Source organism: Oleidesulfovibrio sp. (assembly GCF_047973035.1).
Classification (GTDB): Bacteria; Desulfobacterota; Desulfovibrionia; order Desulfovibrionales; family Desulfovibrionaceae; genus Oleidesulfovibrio.
Map to the genome: position 1 here is coordinate 1 of NZ_JBKEBF010000041.1, position 17,473 is coordinate 17,473.

Consider the following 17,473-nt stretch of genomic DNA (forward strand, 5'->3'; position numbering starts at 1 on the left):
GCGCTTCTTCTCTCCGTAAAAAACTTGCCGCCGATACTTTGGCGCAAACACTACGTGGTATTTGCAGTTCCATTTTGTGTGGGCTAAACTCTTAGTGTCACCCATTGTGGCCTCCTTTTGATTTGCCACCTGCAGTTGCCAGACCGCAGGGATTAGTTAGCAAATCAAAAGGAGTTTTACTAATATCTCTATAGCTTTAAGCTTTACGGAACCCCCCGCCTAGCGGGGGGTTTTCTGCATACAAAAAAGCGCCCTGTTCACAGAACAGGACGCTTTATCTTTTGGTGATAGTTGCTGTAAACGCTACAGAGCCACAGCGCGGTCAAGACGGGCAAGAGTACGCTCTTTACCCAGCAAGCCCATCACGGCGGACAGGTCCGGACCGCCCATAGCGCCGAGCAGAGCCACACGCAGAGGCGGACCTACAGCCTTGAACTTCAGACCCTTGTCGGCAACATATTTCTGCAGAACCTCATGTGCGGCATGGCCGTCAAACTCTGCACAGGCGGCAAAGGCTTCCCGCAGAGCGGCAAGGTGTCCGCGGCCTTCTTCGCCCAGAGCCTTTTCCACGGCCTTCTCGTCAAAGGGAAGGTCGGCGTCGGCGCACAGCACAGGCTGCATGGCGGCTGCCAGTTCAATCAAATCGCGGGCGCGCTCTTTGTACATGCCTGCTGCAACAGCCAGAAAGGCTGCGCCCACGCCGTCAAAGCCGGACTCAGCAAGGAAAGGACGCACCAGTTCTGCCAGTTCTGCATCAGGGGTTTTCTTGATGTACTGAGCATTGATCCACAGCAGTTTTTCAGGGTCAAAACCGGCAGCGGAACGCGACAGGTTATCTGTAGAGAACTTTTCGATAAGCTCCTGCAGGCCGAAAATTTCCTGATCGCCGTACGACCAACCAAGGCGGACAAGGTAGTTTACCAGCGCCTGAGGCAACAGGCCGGTCTGCTTGTAATCAATAACAGCCTTTGCGCCGTGGCGCTTGGAAAGCTTCTGACGGTCGGGTCCCAGAATCATGGGCACGTGCCCGAACTCCGGTACGGGCAGCCCCAGAGCTTCGTACAGCATGACCTGCTTGGGGGTGTTGTTCACGTGGTCGTCGCCGCGCAGCACGTGGGTAACGCCCATGGTCGCATCGTCCACCACAACGGCAAGGTTGTAGGTAGGAGAACCGTCAGCGCGGCGGATGATCATGTCGTCCAGTTCGCTGTTATCAAAAGCAATGGTGCCTTTGACCAGATCCTTGAACACGGTTTTGCCGATCAGCGGAGCCTTCAGACGCACGACCCGGCCTTCGCCGGCTTCCAGACCACGTTCGCGACAGCGGCCGTTATATTTAGGCTTCAGGCCGTTGGCGCGGGCTGTTTCACGCATGGCTTCCACTTCTTCAGGAGTACATTCACACCAGTAAGCTTTGCCCTCTTCAAGCAGCTGATCAATGTACTTGTTGTACAGATCAAAGCGCTGGCTCTGGTACACAGGTTCGCCGTCCCAGTCGAGGCCAAGCCACGACATGGAGGCCAGAATGGAATCCGTGTATTCCTGTCTGGAGCGCTCTAGGTCCGTATCCTCGATACGCAGCACAAATTCACCGCCGAAGTGACGGGCCAGCAACCAGCTGAAAATAGCGGTACGAGCACCGCCGATATGCAGATGTCCTGTCGGGCTGGGAGCAAATCGCGTTACAACCTTGCTCATGATGCATCCTTACGATACGCCTTTGCAGACAAAAGCGTTGTTAACCGAAGTCAGCAAGCGTATCTCACTGCTTCGTCAGTAAATATGAAAAAACGGCGAACGCTTTGTCCGCCTGAATAATAGTACCAGCTTCGGGCTATCGCGCCCGCGCCTTTAAGTACGTGCTTACCAGTATCGTGTCAAACCACACCGGTAGCAACAGCGAAGGCACAGATTTGCTGTGCCTCCGGATTATCCTCTCATAACAGGCCACTGCGGCAGCCGCAGAATACTACAGCAGAGTGACAGTATTTTTGCGTTGCCAGTCCACCGGATGATACGTCAGCTTGGCCTTACGCAAACCTTCGTCACCCAGATCCTGCTCACGGTTGATATACGTAAAGCCCTGTCCTTCGCGCTCGACAAAAATCTGATTAATGGCCTGATACACGCCGCGGTATTCCGAACGGGCTTTTTCAAAATGTACAACCATGGTGTCGTCGGAGAGAGGCTCTCCCACAGTGTACGCCACCATTAAGCCGTCCACGTACAGCGCACCGCCGATAAGGTCCGGGATGGTATCCCAGTATTCAAGAACGCGGATAACAGCTTCATTTTCTGCCAGCAGCGACTCTGACTCTTCGCACTCGCGCGACAGGCACCACTCTTCCTGCAGTTGCAGAACGGCCTCTATGCAATCCGCAGTCATGGGGTGATACTGCCAGTCGTACTTCTTTTTAAACTGATTTACGTGATTTTTCTTTTTATGAAACGTGTTCCCGGACAGTTTAGCCAGGTCTTCCGAAAGGTACAGATAATCCCACTGGTCGCGTGCTTCCTGCACCTCGATGCGGTCGCCCAGCGCCTGCTGCCACAGCTCTGAAAGCTGCTCCGGCACACGAATAAACTGCCTGCCAGATGTCATCATCGGGCACTTTGACCAGTCTGCCACAGCGCTCCAGTCTCCTACCGGCGCCCAATAGCGAACGTCCGGTCTGGTCTGCCGTATCCAGAATAGATTTGGCGTCCTGCCCAGTTCAATGCCGTATTCTTGCGCCCATCCCCACAGATTGGAAAAACTGTAATCAGAAGCTCTGGACGGTGTACGTGAAAAAAACTCAAGGTACTCCGCCATCACATCCATGCTGATGGGCTTAAATTCCACTGCGCACATTACTTTTTACCCCCTCAAGAGACGACCCTGCAGACGCTCCCGCTGGATTATTTCTGTTTCCGTTACGCTTGATCATACTGAACCGGCTCCAGTCGTGGTACATGAACAACCAGAACATGGTACCGGACTGGAACACCTGTGAAATCAGCATGGCAATGAAAACGCCTTCCGAATCACCCCATACCTGATGCCCCATAACGTATGCCACGGGCAGACGCACCAGCCATGTAGCAGAGCTGTACACAATAAAGGTATACAGCGTTGCTCCGGCACCGGTCATAATACCGCCCAAAGTCATACTGGCAACAGTAAAGGGAATGGAAACAAGATTATACTTTAAATACACAGCCGCCTGCGCCTGCACAGCAGGAGCCGGCGACAGAACGGCACAAATTTCGGGCACAAAAGGCCACATGAACATGGCAACAACAGTAAGCGAGCCACAGGCCATCAGCAGAATACGCAGACCGACCCGCTTTGCCTCGGCCTTTTGTCCTGCCCCCAGAAAATGCCCCACAAGAATGCTGGCCGTCATGTTGAATGCAAACGCCGGTAAAAACAGCAACGACTCGATGCGCATCCCCGCAGTCATACCGGCCAGCGCGTCAATACTGCCAAAAGGCAGTGAGGCCGTAATGGCAAACAAGACCAGATAGCCAGCCTGCCACATCACCTGCATGCCCCCCGCAGGAAGCGCCACCTTTATAAGGTACGGAGCAGCACAACGTGCCCAGCGCCACGGCGCAAGCGAATCCCGCCGCAACAGCCCCTTACGCAGCAGCATGATAACGTTGAACAAGGCCCCTGCAGAAACCGAGAAAAATGTCGCCCACGCAACACCCGCGTAGCCCATTTCCGGAAAACCCCACCAGCCAAGACCAAGGCCGAAATCCGCCACGGTATTCACCAGACTGACCAACATCATACAGCCAAGCGGCACAAGCACCATTTTGCGCGCCCGAAACACCGCATTGGTAATATTAAGCATGTAGTACATGGGCAGCACATACAGGTACACGTCGAAAAAGTATGACGTAATCGGCCGTATACGCTCCGGCACCTGCAGCAGGTTCAGAAACGGCTCTTTAAACAAAAAGCCGCCAGCCAGCACGACCACGCCCATTACCATGCCAAGTGCCAGAACAAGCGCCACATACCGGCGCGCCCTTCTGTACAATCCGGCACCGGCCGACTGGCCAATAGCCGCCACCGAACCGTTGGCCACGGCTATGGCAACCACAAGCAGAAAAAACAGGCACTGTGTGATAATGCCCAGCGATGCCTGTACATCCTGATGAATTTTACCGGCAACCCATACGTCTACAAACCCGATGATGAAGTGAAAAAACATCATCACCATCTGCGGCCACGCAAGGCTGAAAATAGCAGTATCTGAACCGGAATCCGCCTGCTTCAGTGAGGAATCACTTGCCTCAGCGGCGGTATTCGCGTTTTTAGAATCTTTTAACATCATCAAACCTGCCTTGCAGGGAAACGTGTGAACCTGCTGAAAATACGATATATATCGCATACAGGTTTCACTATGAACGGGGTACTATGCATCACCTGTCAGGTCGGGTCAACGCACCTGCAGGTAACTACCGCTTGCATCACACAACTTGTCGTTATACAGAATATGTACAGAATACGTTCATTTTTATTTCAGGAGGCGCGTATGCATATTTTTAAAGACGAAAAAGAAACCAAGCGCGTCATATTCAATATTGATGCGCGCATTGCCCTGCGGCTTGAGCGTGCAAAGCGAAAAGCGCGTAAGCATGCAAGAAAGTTGAACGTAGACGAAGCCGTTGACGCGGCTCTTGCTGCATTTCTGGCCGAAGCAGAACGCAGGCTGGACACGATGGATCAGGAGCACAAGAATAGCAATTCGGATTCCGGCCCCATTATTATGGGTCCCGCTGCCAGCGACGACACTGTAACAGGCGATACCTCGGCAGTAGCAGTGCGCCGCAGCATGGTTCCAGATCAGAAAAAAGTCGCACGCTGAAAGACAGCAGTATCCTTACAAAAAAACAAGAAGTCCCCCATTCTGCTTGACTAGCGAGAGTCAAAGCGATATTTCCAATATATTAACGCAGTTCTATGATATAATATTTAGTTTGTTGTTGGTATATAAAATTCGCGCTGCCCCAAATATTGCACCTGACATTGCAACAATTTACTGTATTCCCTTTTTACTATTATATCGTTACCAAAATTCGTGTTTTTTTCTAAAAACGGCCTCACTATAACACTGCACAGTCTATTTTTTGCATCAAGTGATAACAGTGGGGATTCTAATCTATTGCAGGGCCAGCCTGCCTCATTATCACACTATGCAAAAAACACTCGCTACAGTACATTTCCTGCCTCTGCCGTACAAACCGTTCATCACTGCCAGTGTAGTCATTGCTGCTTGCCTCCTCTATTTCATGCATGCTGGTGATGGTTCGCTCAAGGCATGGGATGAAGCATTGACGGCAATTCGGTCATACGAAATGGCCACAAATAACTTGTTCCCAACGACGACAATGCTCGGCCAGCCAGATTTCAATAAGCCGCCTCTTTATTACCTTCTCACCTCATTTGTCATAGATGCCATTGGAATCAACAACCTTTCTGTCCGCCTTGTATCCATTGTCATGGCTATCCTGACCCAAATATTCATCTTCAAGATTGTATGCAACCACACAAAATGCTATTCTTTACGGTTGTTTTCCGTAACTTTACTCTTGTTCAATGCACACTGGATGGATCACGTACGAATGGGTCTTTTGGAATCTGGAGTAGCGATGAGCATGTTTTCCGCAATTTATGTTGCGGGCCACAATACGTTGAGAACAAAAATGAAACCCTTCTATATCGGGGTGTTGCTCGGCTTCGGCTGCCTTGTTAAGCAGCCGGGAGTATTGCTGGCGCTACTCCCCATTGCCTTGACCATGCGTGAACACAATAGGAATACATGGATTGCTTCTACTATACGTGCGGCAGCAATCGCACTCGCTATTTATTTTGCATGGCTGGGACATCAAATGTTGATGTGGGGCGACAAGTTCTTTGACTATTACATTGATTACAATGTTATTAAAAGGTTTGGCGAAGGAATAGAAGGCCATGCCACAAAAATATCATACTATGTAGATAGACTGTTCATGAAGGCCCCTGTTACAGGAGTACTCTTTTTTATAAGCCTTCCATGGTGCTTGAGGGATTTCCTAAAAAGCAAGCGGCTCAACACTCCTTGCATATTTCTCCTCACCTACACCATTGTATTTATCACACTGCATTTCCTTGCAAGCAAACGCGAACCATACCTTATTTCACTCTATCCATTCCTTGCGTTGGCTTTCCCCCTTAGTATTGCACGTTGTAACCTCTCGCCAAGGGTTATATCCTACATTGTCATTTTTCTTACCAGTGCCCAAATAGCCTTTTTCATCCCACGTTTTGACGTTGTCCCTGACTACTCTCGCAATGAAAAAGAAGCCTTTTCTGCTGCCAAACAGATTTCTCCTGATGTTATAGGGATAGAAGGGATGCAAGCACCTTTAGCAGCCTACTATGGCTTCACAATGCACACACGCATCACTTTAAAAAATGAATGCATCTCAAATAGCCGTAATTGCAATGCGATCATCTTTCCTAGCAAACAGCCGCAACCAGAGGGTTTTGAAAACGCATTCAATAATTCATAATTTAATGTTGCCTCCCGTAAACAGTAACATCTGCTAAGTATTAACAGCTCACCACTGCTAACGATATTGCATCTATGCATCTAAAAAAATGTCCCTCGACACATCCTGTGAAGGTTTAGGGCGTCCGCCAAACCAAATTTGCGCCCGCAGATTCCAACACTGGTGCAAAGACAGGATAGCCCAAACGCATTCTGACTACCCTAGCCGCTGATCTGGCGAGAGGGTAGTTTTACCGACGCAGGCATTCACTGTTACAAAAAAAGAGTGGAGCAGTGGACAAAAGTAAGATTTGCAGCGACGAACACTCAGGCCTCCCGCCCATGCACATGACCAGCACTTCGCCGCATGAAAAGTTCCTGATCGAATAAGCGCCCGACTCCAGATACACCAACTAGCCCCAAGCCGATTGTTGACAAAGCACACGGCAGCAATGGTTTTGATGGTCGTCTTCGTTAGGTCTGGAGAATCGAGAAAACCGTTCCACATTGTGCAAGGAGAAAACGGACAAAAATCAGGACGGGCGAAAAGAGTGGTGTAAGTTACATATCTTTTCAGGTGTTGTAGAATTGCAGCCGGTTGATGTTGCACTATGAGTATCATGATAAAAACTTCCTGCTTTCCTGCAACCTAGGTGTATTGACTTCCCGCATCAAGTTGTTACCGTGCCGCCCATGTACTAGTTCCTCTTGCGCCGGCAGCACAAGAGCTGCCTCATGCGCCTCTTTTTTTCTGACTATATACCACGCGCTACCTTCGTAGTGTGGTCTTTTGTTTTGTAAAAAAGAACGAGGAGCAAACATGCACCTTTCTGAATTTCCCCTTATTTCTTCCGTACCCCCTGAAGCCTCTGAACTGTGGAACGAAGGCTACAAAATTCCTTGGAACGATCCGGCCTTCAGCGAACGCATGCTGCAGGAGCACCTTTCTCAGGACCATGAACTTGCGTCACGCAGCATCGGTACTATTCAAGGCCAGACAGACTGGCTTACGCAACATGGCGGCATTGGCGCAGAGTCATCCATTCTTGACCTCGGCTGCGGTCCCGGACTGTACGCAACGCCCCTTACCGCCAGCGGGGCATCCTATACCGGCATAGACTTCGGCCCTGCAACCATACGCTACGCGCAGGAACGGTTTGCAGTCGTCTCGAATGCCGAATTCAAGCTTGGCGACATTGTCCACACCGACTACGGCAATCACTATTCACACATTATTCAGCTGTATGGAGAGATTAATGTCTTTTCAGAAAATGAATGCCGGACAATTTTTGCCAAGGCACACGAGGCCCTGCAATCCGGCGGGACATTCTATGTAGAGATTCAGACAGAAGAATCCGTCCGGGCTTCTGTCCCTGCATGCAGCTGGTACAGTGCAGAACAAGGACTTTTTATGCCCGCGCCCCACATCTGCTTATCACAGAGTTTCTGGTACGAAACAGAAATGACGGCGCTTCAGCTGTTTCACATCATTGATACAAATTCCGGTGAGGTGACTACATATAAAAGCACTACCCGCGCATGGCCGGAGGCAACGATCATCTCATTGCTGAAGAACGCTGGTTTTACTCAAATCACACTGCACCCGCATTGGCCCTCTGGCAATCCGGCACTTCAACTTTTTTCAGCCCGCCGTCCTGCCTAGCACAATCCGCACCCTTACCAAACGAAAAAACAAAGGCCCGATACACCCGGGCCTTTTTACTTAGTAAATTAACGTAGCTAAAGTTTATGACAGCGCGCCTTGCCCCCTTGCCTCACAGGATCGGACAATGCCCATTAGACTATATGCCGCACCCGCCTTTATCGTCTGAATTAAGGTTCAGACGGAATCACATCTGTCCACGTCGCATATTCCGGCACTATGAAGCCTGCATAAACAAAAGCCTGCCGGATTTGATCTACCGGTTTCTGGCGCATGTCGGTAATATATCCGTTCAGAACATCTACCAGCGATTTGTAATGCGGGGAAACTGCAAACATTCTTTCTCCGACAAAGCTCGCCTTTACGCCAGGAATACGTATCAGCCTGCCACCGATTCTGGTCACCAGTTGCTCGCCCAGATAGGAAAAAGTAAAATCTGCTCTCCCCTCTTCAATGACTTTTGCAATCAGGTCCCGCGTGGCTACCAGCATAATCTTTTTGGCCCAAGCGCTTCCATGGTGCGGATATCGCCAAGCCAGCTCTGCACCACGACACCTGCTAACTTTGTAAAGTCTGTTCTGCTGCATGACGTTAGGATGTCCGTACGATTTTCTGTTGTAAACAGGCCAACCTCAAACTCACCCTGCCGGATACAGGCACCGTCCGCAGCAGCTCAGGATTTTTATCCAATGCAATATCAACAAAAGAATTTCCCAAAACAGCCACTTCGCCTTTACGAAGCATTTCCCGCCCGCGAACAGTATTCGGAAAAGGTACAAGGCGCAGGGAGTCTGCAGCTCCACTGGAGAATATCGCATTACACAATACAACAAGATCCATGGATATCCTTTGGATTTTCTCCAGCTTGGGTGCATCAAGCTGCGGGCACAAATCCGCTGACAGAGTATCCGTCAGCCCTTCCTCAAATCCCAATCCAAGCCGCTATTTTTATTATTAAAATGTACCCCGACCGTAAGACTTCCGGCGTTGCTAAACGCTGGAAGCATAGTCACCAAAAGCAGTACAATAAAAATACGCACATATTCACCATCGCTTAGCCAACCAATAAGCAAGCATTTAATGATGTTACACGGCAATTTGGCAGAAGAGTATGATTACTTTTTCAATCCAGTTCCGATAGAACTCTCTGAGCTGCCAACGTTGCGCTTAGCACTTTAAAAAAACTCAAACCTCAAATTCTTACAAAGGGATGGTAAAAAAATAAATTACGTGCATAAAAAAGAAGCATACACTCTCAAACAGGAGTCTTGCCACACAAGACAAAGCGAGTAAAAAGGAGTACCCACATTGCCAGACACTTTTTTAATTATATATTCCATCCGCCTTACAACGACAGGCATCTTTAGCTAACAACTGAAAAACAAACTAACACCTGTAAAATGAAGCACTTGGGGTGGGGCAGCATGAATTTTTTTAACAATCTGAAAGTCGGAATTAAAATAGGTCTCGGCTTTGGGTTAGTGCTTTTACTTATGGCCGTAATCAGCGGGATCGGAATTTCATCATCATCCACCAGCGCAAAAGATGTATTAAATTACCGAGGACTAGCCATTCATTCCAATTTACTTGGCAGATTGCAGGCAAACTTTCTTATCGCCAACATCGGAGTCAGAACCTACATGGCTGACGGCTCTCAAGACTCGCTCACTATATACACCTCTCGTATTGATCAGGTTCAGCAATTCATTCATGAAACAGAAAAGGTATTAACCAAACCTGAACGGGCAAAGCTTGTGCAGGAGGCAGATACAAAGATCGATACATTTCAAAAACAGATGAAAGAGCTTGTGGAGCAAAAGCAGGCTCGTGCAAACGCAGTCGCTGAAATGGAGCAGGACTTTATCAGCCTCTCTGCTACCCTTGATAGCCTTGAAGCAACAGCCTTAAGCAGGCAGGATTATGAAAGCGCCTACTCAATACAAACACTGCGAGAGCGGGTTCTGGAAATCAATCTCCTTAATAACATTCTGTTTTACAAATCTAACTCACAACAAGCTGCAGACAACGTAGTAGCAGCCCTTGATAAGTTAATCATATATCATACGGACATGGCTCTTTTCAGCTTTACTCCGCAAGAACGGGAAAAGCTGATGCAGCTTAAAAGCACCCTGACAGAGCTTAGAGGTGACAACGTCCGTATTGCCGCTATGTCGGTAAAAGAAAATGAACTTGCCTCTTCGTTAAAAATCCTTGGCAGATCGATAGCTGATGATATCGAAACCTGTAAGTTGTCACTGATGTCCGATCAGGATGCCCTTGGCCCTCAGATTCAGGAACACCTGCTGAAAACAGAGCAAACCATGATGACCAGCTCCGGCATCGTGCTTTTCCTCGGCTTTATTCTGGCATGGCTGATTGCCCGCACCATCACAGTGCCGCTTCGCAAGGCAAGTGCATATACAGCCTTTGTTGCCCGTGGCGATCTGGAACAACAGCTTGATGTTAACCAGAAAGATGAAGTCGGACTTATCTGCTCCGGCATTGAACAGGTGGTTGACGCCCTTAAAGCCATGAAAGGTGAATTCGACAGCGTTGTAAGCAGCATCGGAGAGGGTCATCTTACCCGCAGGGGCGACAGCAAGCGCTATGAAGGCAGCTTTGCCGATCTTATCAACGGAGTTAACCGCCTGTCCGACGTACTTACCGGTTTCATTGAAGCTGTACCTATGCCGGTGATGACTCTTGATAAAAGTATGAACTTCCGCTTTGTAAACTCTGCCGGACGAGAATGGATAGGTTCTGAGCTTCCTGCAATTCAGGGCAAGGCGTTTGATGCATTGATGAAGCCCGAAACCGGAAAATCATCTGCCAGCTCATTTGCCAAAGCGATGGCACAAGATGCCACAGTACAAGATACAGATGTATTGCATGCGGGCGGCGGCACCTACCTTGTAGACACCATAGGCGTGCCGGTAACCCGCGAAGGCCAGTGCGTAGGCGTACTTGGCGTCATAGTAGACCAGACATCAGCACGTATGGCGCAGCAGACAATGCTGCGGGTTGCCGAAGAGGCAGACTATCTTTCCGGCCAGTTGGCTTCCGCAGGAGAACAACTGGCAGCACAGGTGGAACAGGCCAGCCGCGGCGCTCAGGTGCAAAGCGAGCGCATTTCCACCACAGCGTCTGCAATGGAGCAGATGAACGCTTCTGTTATTGAAGTTGCCCAAAGCGCATCACACGCATCGAACAGCGCAGATGAAGCAAAGAAACAAGCAGAAGAAGGTGCCCAGATTGTATCCGGAACGGTAAAAGCCATTACGGAAGTGCACAGCCTTACCGACCAGCTCAAGTCCAACATGGTCAACCTTGGTCAGCAGGCGGAATCCATCGGACAGGTTATGAATGTGATTTCAGACATTGCAGACCAGACCAACCTGCTGGCTCTTAACGCAGCCATCGAAGCCGCGAGGGCAGGCGATGCAGGCCGCGGCTTTGCAGTGGTAGCAGACGAAGTGCGTAAGCTCGCAGAAAAAACCATGTCTGCAACGCACGAAGTGGGCACCAACATCGGCGCTATTCAGGAAGCCGCAAAGTTAAATATAGAGAGCATGGAAAAAGCTTCGCAGGCCGTTCAGCACTCTACAGATCTGGCAGACAAGTCCGGCAAATCACTTAAAGGCATTGTCGAACTGGTGCAAAGCAGTGCTTCTCAGGTAGTCAGCATTGCTACCGCGGCAGAAGAACAGTCTGCAGCATCTGAAGAAATCAACCGTTCGATTGAAGAAGTGAACGTAAGCATTCAGGAAACAAGTCAAGGCGTGATCCAAGCTGCTCAGGCTGTGGAAGAGCTGGCTCTTATGTCAAACAAGCTCAGCGAACTGATTGCAGGGTTACGTCGCGGCAACGACTAATTCCCTGCTTACAGCACAACAATACAGGCCGGAAGATGATTCCGGCCTTTTCTATTTCTGTTACATAGCCCGAAAGAGGAATGTTCTACCGAAAAAGCTGATAGCCTTCAGGCTGGTGAGGGACAGAACACAATCATTCGCTATGGCAAAAAAAGAGAGGTAATCGAGCCCCTCTAGCTGTAACCAGTCGCTACAGCACTTGAAAAGATGCCTGGAAAGACGTTTGGAAAGCCGACGTCGGCCAGATAGGTCACAATCAGCTATCCAGAATATCACCGGCAGGCAGCCGATGAACTGTTCCGGCCTCATCTTCCAGCAGCAGCCAGCCGTCATCATCCACGTCGACAACACGACCGGATAACACAGCTTCGCCCCTGCCTAACCGAATATGCCTGCCCGTAATGCCGGAAAGTTCTTTCCAGCGGGCAACCACTGCCGGACCACCACCGGAGCGGAACATTTCATACATAGCTTCCAGTTCTTCTAAAATGCAGCGGGCAACCTGCGCGCGAGGATATTTTCTGACAGGAGCTGCGAAGCTAAGGGGGACGTTTGATGTTGCCTGTGCAATACCATCGGTCGGGACAGCCTGTTTACGCGCCAGAACGTTGTCCTGCGCCAGCTGGCAACCGTTCTTGCCGCCAGAGTTTTTTACGCCGCCTGATTTAACCGATGAATCCGGCGTGTGCAAGGCCGACCGCTGACATGTGCCGCCCATGCAATCACTGCTACCCGAACAAGAGGTACCGGAACTGTCCGCAGGCCCGACTGTTCCGGCCTCTGCCATCTGAGCAGCCTGATTCAAGGAAATTGCAATCCCGGAAATTTCCGGCGGCAAGATGGACGTATCAGTGTTCACATTGATGCCTATGCCTGCAACGGCATAATCAAGCACATCCGCAACCAGTCCCGCTTCAATAAGCACACCGCTCATCTTGCATCCGTAGACCAGTATATCATTGGGCCACTTGGCCACAGCCGGTACACCGGCAAGACGTCGTACGGCCTGAGTTACCGCTACGGCAGCCATCAGGGTAAGCACCGGTACAGCCTGCGGGTCACACTTGGGACGCAACACCACGGACATATAAACACCGCCTCCGGCAGGCGAAAGCCACGGTCTGCCCTGTCTGCCGCGTCCTGCAGTCTGTTCGTCCGCAAGCACTACAGTCCCCTCCGGTGCGCCGCGCTCTGCAAGCACACGGGCTTCCATGTTGGTAGAAGGAGTGCTTTGCAGATGTACAATCTCCCCCTTACCCAGCAACACCGTTTCCAGCCCATGCGTTACAGCATCGGGCTGAAGGCTGTCGGCGTCACCGCTCAGCCGATAGCCGCGGCGCGTCATGGACTCTACAGGATAGCCGGCCTCTCTGATAAAGCGCATGTGCTTGGAAACCGCAGCACGCGACATACCAAGCTTCCGGCTCAGTTCTTCTCCGGAAACCCATTCACCGCCACTGTTTTGCAATGCTTCTAGTATGTTGGAGCGAACTGTTCCGCCCTGGCCATGTTCACCGGAAACCAATTGTAAACCTATATTCTTGATAAAAGTTGACAATAGTCTGTTTGACGCGATAGTTGTCCTTTACCGAAGCGGCACCGCCGTCATCCGTTTACCGAGCTGCCACTCACTAAAGGATGTTGCATGACTATTGATTATTTCGCTCTGTGCAACCGCATTGTAGCCGACGCTTCTGCCGCAGCCACTGCCGAAGAAGCAACGGCACTGCTCACTCTGCCTGCTGACGATACGCTCTCATTGCTTTCCTGTGCTCAGCGCATACGCGCAGTGCATGGAAAACCGGCATTCACCTGCGGCATTGTCAACGCGCGTTCCGGTCGCTGTGCAGAAAACTGCGCCTTCTGCGCGCAGTCAGCACACCATCAGACAAACGCCCCTATACATGAGATGCTCAGCGTACCGCAGCTGATCGAACAGGCAAAACGCCTTGCCGATGCAGGTGCAGACCGCTTCGGCATTGTTACCAGCGGTACGCGCCTGAACAGCCACGACATAGACACAGTATGCGAAGCCGTAGCACGCATCCGTTCCGAAACCGGTCTTTCACCCTGTGCATCGCTGGGACTGCTGAACTACCAGACCGCAGTGACTCTGCAGCAGGCAGGGCTTGAGCGCTATCACCATAATCTGGAAACCGCACGTAGTTTCTTTCATGCCGTCTGCACCACCCATGACTACGACGAAGACATACAAACCGTCAAACTGGCACGGCAGGCAGGCATTGCTGTGTGTTGCGGAGGTATTCTTGGACTTGGAGAATCGGCAGAGCAGCGCATCGAGCTATCTCAGAGCATTGCAGAAACCGGCGCGGACTCCATACCGCTTAACTTTCTTACCCCCATTGCCGGCACCCCGCTGGAGCACAAGCTTCCGCCAGCCCCCTTTGAAGCACTTCGCTGCATTGCCGTTTTCCGGTTCATGCACCCCTCGCTGGATATTCTGGTGGCCGGCGGGCGCGAATCCACCCTTGGCGACTACCGTTCATGGACATTCATGAGCGGAGCCAACGGCCTTATGGTGGGCAATTATCTGACTACATCAGGCCGCAGCCTTGCCGACGATTACGCCATGCTGCGCGCCATGGGAGTAAAATAATGACCGTACGTTCTGCAGAAACTGTCCGTCTGCGTGCTCTTGACGCTACGCATGTCTGGCATCCGTTTACCCAGATGGCCACATGGCACGAAGACAACCCGCTCATCATCAGTGCAGCCGAAGGTAACTGGCTTATAGACTCCGACGGCAACAAATATCTGGACGGTGTATCCTCATTATGGACCAACGTGCACGGGCACAGACATCCGCATATTGATGCTGCCGTCAGAGCACAGCTGGACAAAGTCGCACACTCCACGATGCTCGGTTTATCCAACCAGCCTGCAGTGGAACTGGCAGCAATGCTGGCAGAAATAGCACCGGAAGGGCTTAACCGCGTATTCTACTCCGACAGCGGCTCAACAGCCGTGGAAGTAGCCCTTAAAATCGCCTACCAGTACCAGTGTCAACGAGGCCCAGCCGGTGACGGACGCCGCAAATTCCTTTGCATCCGCGGAGCTTATCACGGCGACACCGTAGGGGCTGTCGCCTTGGGCGGTATTGATATTTTCCACGCAGTTTACGGCCCGCTGCTGTTTGAAACCATAAAGGCTGAAGCACCGCATTGCTACCGCTGCCCTTTCGGACAGGATTCAGCAACCTGCAAAAAAGAGTGTTTTACCCACCTTGAAGAAACCGCAGCACGTCACAGCCACGAGTTGGCTGCGCTGGTCATTGAGCCTCTGGTTCAGGGTGCCGCAGGTCAGATAACTCATCCTGAAGGGTATCTGAGCCATGCACGCAAGTTGTGTGACAAATACGGTATGTTGTTGATTGCCGATGAAGTAGCTGTGGGATTTGGCAAAACAGGTACCATGTTCGCCTGCGAGCAGGAAGCAGTACGCCCTGACCTGCTGTGTCTGGCAAAAGGAATTTCCGGCGGCTATCTGCCTCTTGCCGCAACTCTGGCAACTGACGAAGTGTACAGCGCATTTCTGGGTAGTCATGCAGAATGCCGCACGTTCTTCCACGGGCATACGTATACGGGCAATCCCCTTGCCTGTGCTGCAGGAATCGCCAGCCTTGAGCTGTTTAGAACAGAAAAAACTCTTGAACGGCTGCAGGATACTATCCGTCTTTATTCACAGTTGCTTGAACCGCTGGCCGCTCACCCGCACGTGGGGCAGATACGCCGCCGCGGCATTATGACCGGCATCGAGCTGGTGGCAGATAAGGCCACAAAAACACCTTACCCGTTTGCGGAACGTACCAGCCACAAAGTGGTTATGGCAGCGCGCAGACGCGGAGTTATCGTGAGACCGCTGGGTGATGTGATGGTGCTTATGCCGCCTCTCAGCATCACGCCTGAGGAATGCCGGTTATTGGTTAGCGTTGTATCTGAAGCAATTGAAGAGGTGACGGGCTAGCAGTTAGGGCACGGCCCGAAAAAGCGTAGCATCAAGGTTGTTGCATGTTGCCAGGCTACACACCGTGTCGAACAGTGATGTTGACAGCGAAAAAGCTTAACTAGCATGGAATCATCAGAAGTCATGTTTTCAAGCCCCCTCGCAATTACGGCCTGACATTACGTAATAAGCTCTGCCTCCCTTGCCGCCCGAAAAGTTACCGCTGGATTATGAGTATGCATAGATCATCTGACGCCCCAGTAGACACGCAGCAGCCGCAGGCTGCCCCCCGTTTGCCAGAACTCATCGAAGGAACATTTTGTTTTCCGCACGATGATCCCGTGTATGCAGAGCACTTTCCCGGTTCGGCATGCGTACCCGGCTCCATGCTGATTCAAGCTTTCGTCATGGCGGCACGGCAGCACGGCATTACACAGAATCTGACGGCAAAGGGCTTCCGCTTTCGCCGTTTTGTTGCACCTGCGAACCATCGGTACGCCATGCAGCTGCGCAACGTATGCGGCAGTGCCAGCTACCAATGCATACTCACTGCCGACGGTACCCGCGCCGTTACAGGAACGCTCATATGCAGCTAGCTTTCAACAACGGAGCCGCACTCATACTGGGCGGCAGCAGCGACATAGGGCTGGCAACAGCCGGCATGCTTATCAAGAAAGGCGTGCCGGTATGCCTTACTGCCAGCAGTGAGCAAAGCATGTGCCGGATACGGCAGACGTTTGTAGTACAGGAACAAACTTGCCCGCCGGTCATCATCGCCGACTTAAAAAATGCAGACGCAGCCGACACCTTGCCGGAAGCAGCCACAGATGCTCTGGAAAAAGCGTACGGCTCTTCCCTGAGCCTCAGCTATCTGCTTGATCTTGCCCAGACAGACTATGAAACGCTTATCGCCGCAGCAGAGCCGGAGATGATCAGCAGTTATATAGCCGCCAACATTGCATGGCGGGGCAGGATGTTACGTGCAGCAAGCCGTGCCATGCTTCGCGCACGCTACGGACGCATGGTGTTTGTATCATCCACGGCAGCCGTACTGCCCAACGCAGGGCAAGGAATGTACAGCGCGGCAAAACAGGCAAGCGAAGCTCTGTACAGAAGCATCGGTGTAGAGCTGGCCCCCCGTGGGGTAACCACCTGCGCCCTCCGGCTCGGGTATGCAGATGCGGGGCGCGGGGCGGGCTACCTGCATAAAAACGACAACGGACGGCAAGAGCAAATCACGGCCCGAATCCCCCTAGGGCGCGCCGTGACCATTACTGAAGCGGTTTCCACACTGCTGTTTCTGCTTTCAGACAACGCCTGCGCCATAAACGCGACCACCATCACCATGGATGGCGGCCTGACCGCCTGCAAATAACACAGATAATAAACTGAAGCGGCGGGCCAAAGGCCCATCCTTTGTAATTCAAATCCACCCCACTGATTAAGACGAG

15 protein-coding genes are annotated in these 17,473 nt (G+C 51.4%); 9 read left to right on the forward strand and 6 right to left on the reverse strand.

Annotation, left to right across the window (positions count from 1 at the left end):
- The 4 genes from ACK5LI_RS14485 to ACK5LI_RS14500 form a co-directional block, all read right to left on the reverse strand.
- Nucleotides 1-105, reverse strand: a 105-nt coding sequence (locus ACK5LI_RS14485; protein ID WP_416948049.1) for a transposase, incomplete at its 3' end; no start/stop codon positions are given.
- A gap of 198 nt (nt 106-303) precedes the next feature.
- On the reverse strand, nt 304-1,698 hold the full coding sequence (gltX, locus tag ACK5LI_RS14490; RefSeq protein WP_416950627.1) for a glutamate--tRNA ligase: 1,395 nt from the start codon (nt 1,696-1,698) through the stop codon (nt 304-306).
- 271 nt (nt 1,699-1,969) lie between these two features.
- Nucleotides 1,970-2,851, reverse strand: coding sequence for a DUF2156 domain-containing protein (locus ACK5LI_RS14495; RefSeq protein ID WP_416950628.1), 882 nt, complete (start codon nt 2,849-2,851; stop codon nt 1,970-1,972).
- Nucleotides 2,832-4,211, reverse strand: coding sequence for an MATE family efflux transporter (locus ACK5LI_RS14500; protein ID WP_416950867.1), 1,380 nt, complete (start codon nt 4,209-4,211; stop codon nt 2,832-2,834). Before ACK5LI_RS14500 ends, ACK5LI_RS14495 begins: the two co-directional genes overlap by 20 nt.
- A gap of 315 nt (nt 4,212-4,526) precedes the next feature.
- Here ACK5LI_RS14500 and ACK5LI_RS14505 point away from each other — a divergent pair, with 315 nt between their 5' ends.
- The 3 genes from ACK5LI_RS14505 to ACK5LI_RS14515 all read left to right on the forward strand — a co-directional run bounded on the left by ACK5LI_RS14505 (nt 4,527) and on the right by ACK5LI_RS14515 (nt 8,187).
- Nucleotides 4,527-4,859 carry a hypothetical protein gene (locus tag ACK5LI_RS14505; RefSeq protein ID WP_416950630.1) on the forward strand — a complete coding sequence of 111 codons (333 nt, stop codon included), beginning with the start codon at nt 4,527-4,529 and terminating at the stop codon, nt 4,857-4,859.
- 280 nt (nt 4,860-5,139) lie between these two features.
- Nucleotides 5,140-6,546 (forward strand): ArnT family glycosyltransferase, encoded by a 1,407-nt coding sequence (locus tag ACK5LI_RS14510; RefSeq protein ID WP_416950632.1) that lies wholly within the window; start codon nt 5,140-5,142, stop codon nt 6,544-6,546.
- A 798-nt stretch (nt 6,547-7,344) separates the two neighbouring features.
- Nucleotides 7,345-8,187 (forward strand): class I SAM-dependent methyltransferase, encoded by an 843-nt coding sequence (locus ACK5LI_RS14515; protein ID WP_416950634.1) that lies wholly within the window; start codon nt 7,345-7,347, stop codon nt 8,185-8,187.
- A gap of 170 nt (nt 8,188-8,357) precedes the next feature.
- Here the strand turns inward: ACK5LI_RS14515 and ACK5LI_RS14520 are convergent, their stop codons facing one another.
- A complete protein-coding gene (locus ACK5LI_RS14520; RefSeq protein WP_416950636.1) occupies nt 8,358-8,774 on the reverse strand; it encodes a hypothetical protein in 417 nt (138 codons plus the stop codon).
- Nucleotides 8,775-8,876: 102 nt separating this feature from the next.
- Here ACK5LI_RS14520 and ACK5LI_RS14525 point away from each other — a divergent pair, with 102 nt between their 5' ends.
- Both ACK5LI_RS14525 and ACK5LI_RS14530 read left to right on the forward strand, forming a co-directional pair.
- The gene (locus ACK5LI_RS14525) at nt 8,877-9,245 is read left to right on the forward strand and encodes a hypothetical protein (protein WP_416950638.1); all 369 of its coding nucleotides are present in this window, start codon (nt 8,877-8,879) and stop codon (nt 9,243-9,245) included.
- Between the two features lie 366 nt (nt 9,246-9,611).
- Nucleotides 9,612-12,059 (forward strand): methyl-accepting chemotaxis protein, encoded by a 2,448-nt coding sequence (locus tag ACK5LI_RS14530; protein ID WP_416950640.1) that lies wholly within the window; start codon nt 9,612-9,614, stop codon nt 12,057-12,059.
- A 256-nt stretch (nt 12,060-12,315) separates the two neighbouring features.
- Here the strand turns inward: ACK5LI_RS14530 and ACK5LI_RS14535 are convergent, their stop codons facing one another.
- Nucleotides 12,316-13,617, reverse strand: a complete 1,302-nt coding sequence (locus ACK5LI_RS14535; protein WP_416950642.1) for a biotin--[acetyl-CoA-carboxylase] ligase — start codon at nt 13,615-13,617, stop codon at nt 12,316-12,318.
- 87 nt (nt 13,618-13,704) lie between these two features.
- Between ACK5LI_RS14535 and bioB the strand changes: the two genes are divergently transcribed.
- The 4 genes from bioB to ACK5LI_RS14555 all read left to right on the forward strand — a co-directional run bounded on the left by bioB (nt 13,705) and on the right by ACK5LI_RS14555 (nt 17,397).
- Nucleotides 13,705-14,676, forward strand: coding sequence for a biotin synthase BioB (bioB, locus tag ACK5LI_RS14540; protein WP_416950644.1), 972 nt, complete (start codon nt 13,705-13,707; stop codon nt 14,674-14,676).
- Nucleotides 14,676-16,043, forward strand: a complete 1,368-nt coding sequence (bioA, locus tag ACK5LI_RS14545) for an adenosylmethionine--8-amino-7-oxononanoate transaminase (protein WP_416950646.1) — start codon at nt 14,676-14,678, stop codon at nt 16,041-16,043. Before bioB ends, bioA begins: the two co-directional genes overlap by 1 nt.
- 215 nt (nt 16,044-16,258) lie before the next feature.
- Nucleotides 16,259-16,618, forward strand: a complete 360-nt coding sequence (locus ACK5LI_RS14550) for a hypothetical protein (protein ID WP_416950648.1) — start codon at nt 16,259-16,261, stop codon at nt 16,616-16,618.
- Nucleotides 16,609-17,397 (forward strand): SDR family NAD(P)-dependent oxidoreductase, encoded by a 789-nt coding sequence (locus ACK5LI_RS14555; protein WP_416950650.1) that lies wholly within the window; start codon nt 16,609-16,611, stop codon nt 17,395-17,397. The genes ACK5LI_RS14550 and ACK5LI_RS14555 overlap by 10 nt, the downstream gene beginning before the upstream one ends.
- Nucleotides 17,398-17,473: the final 76 nt, after the last annotated feature.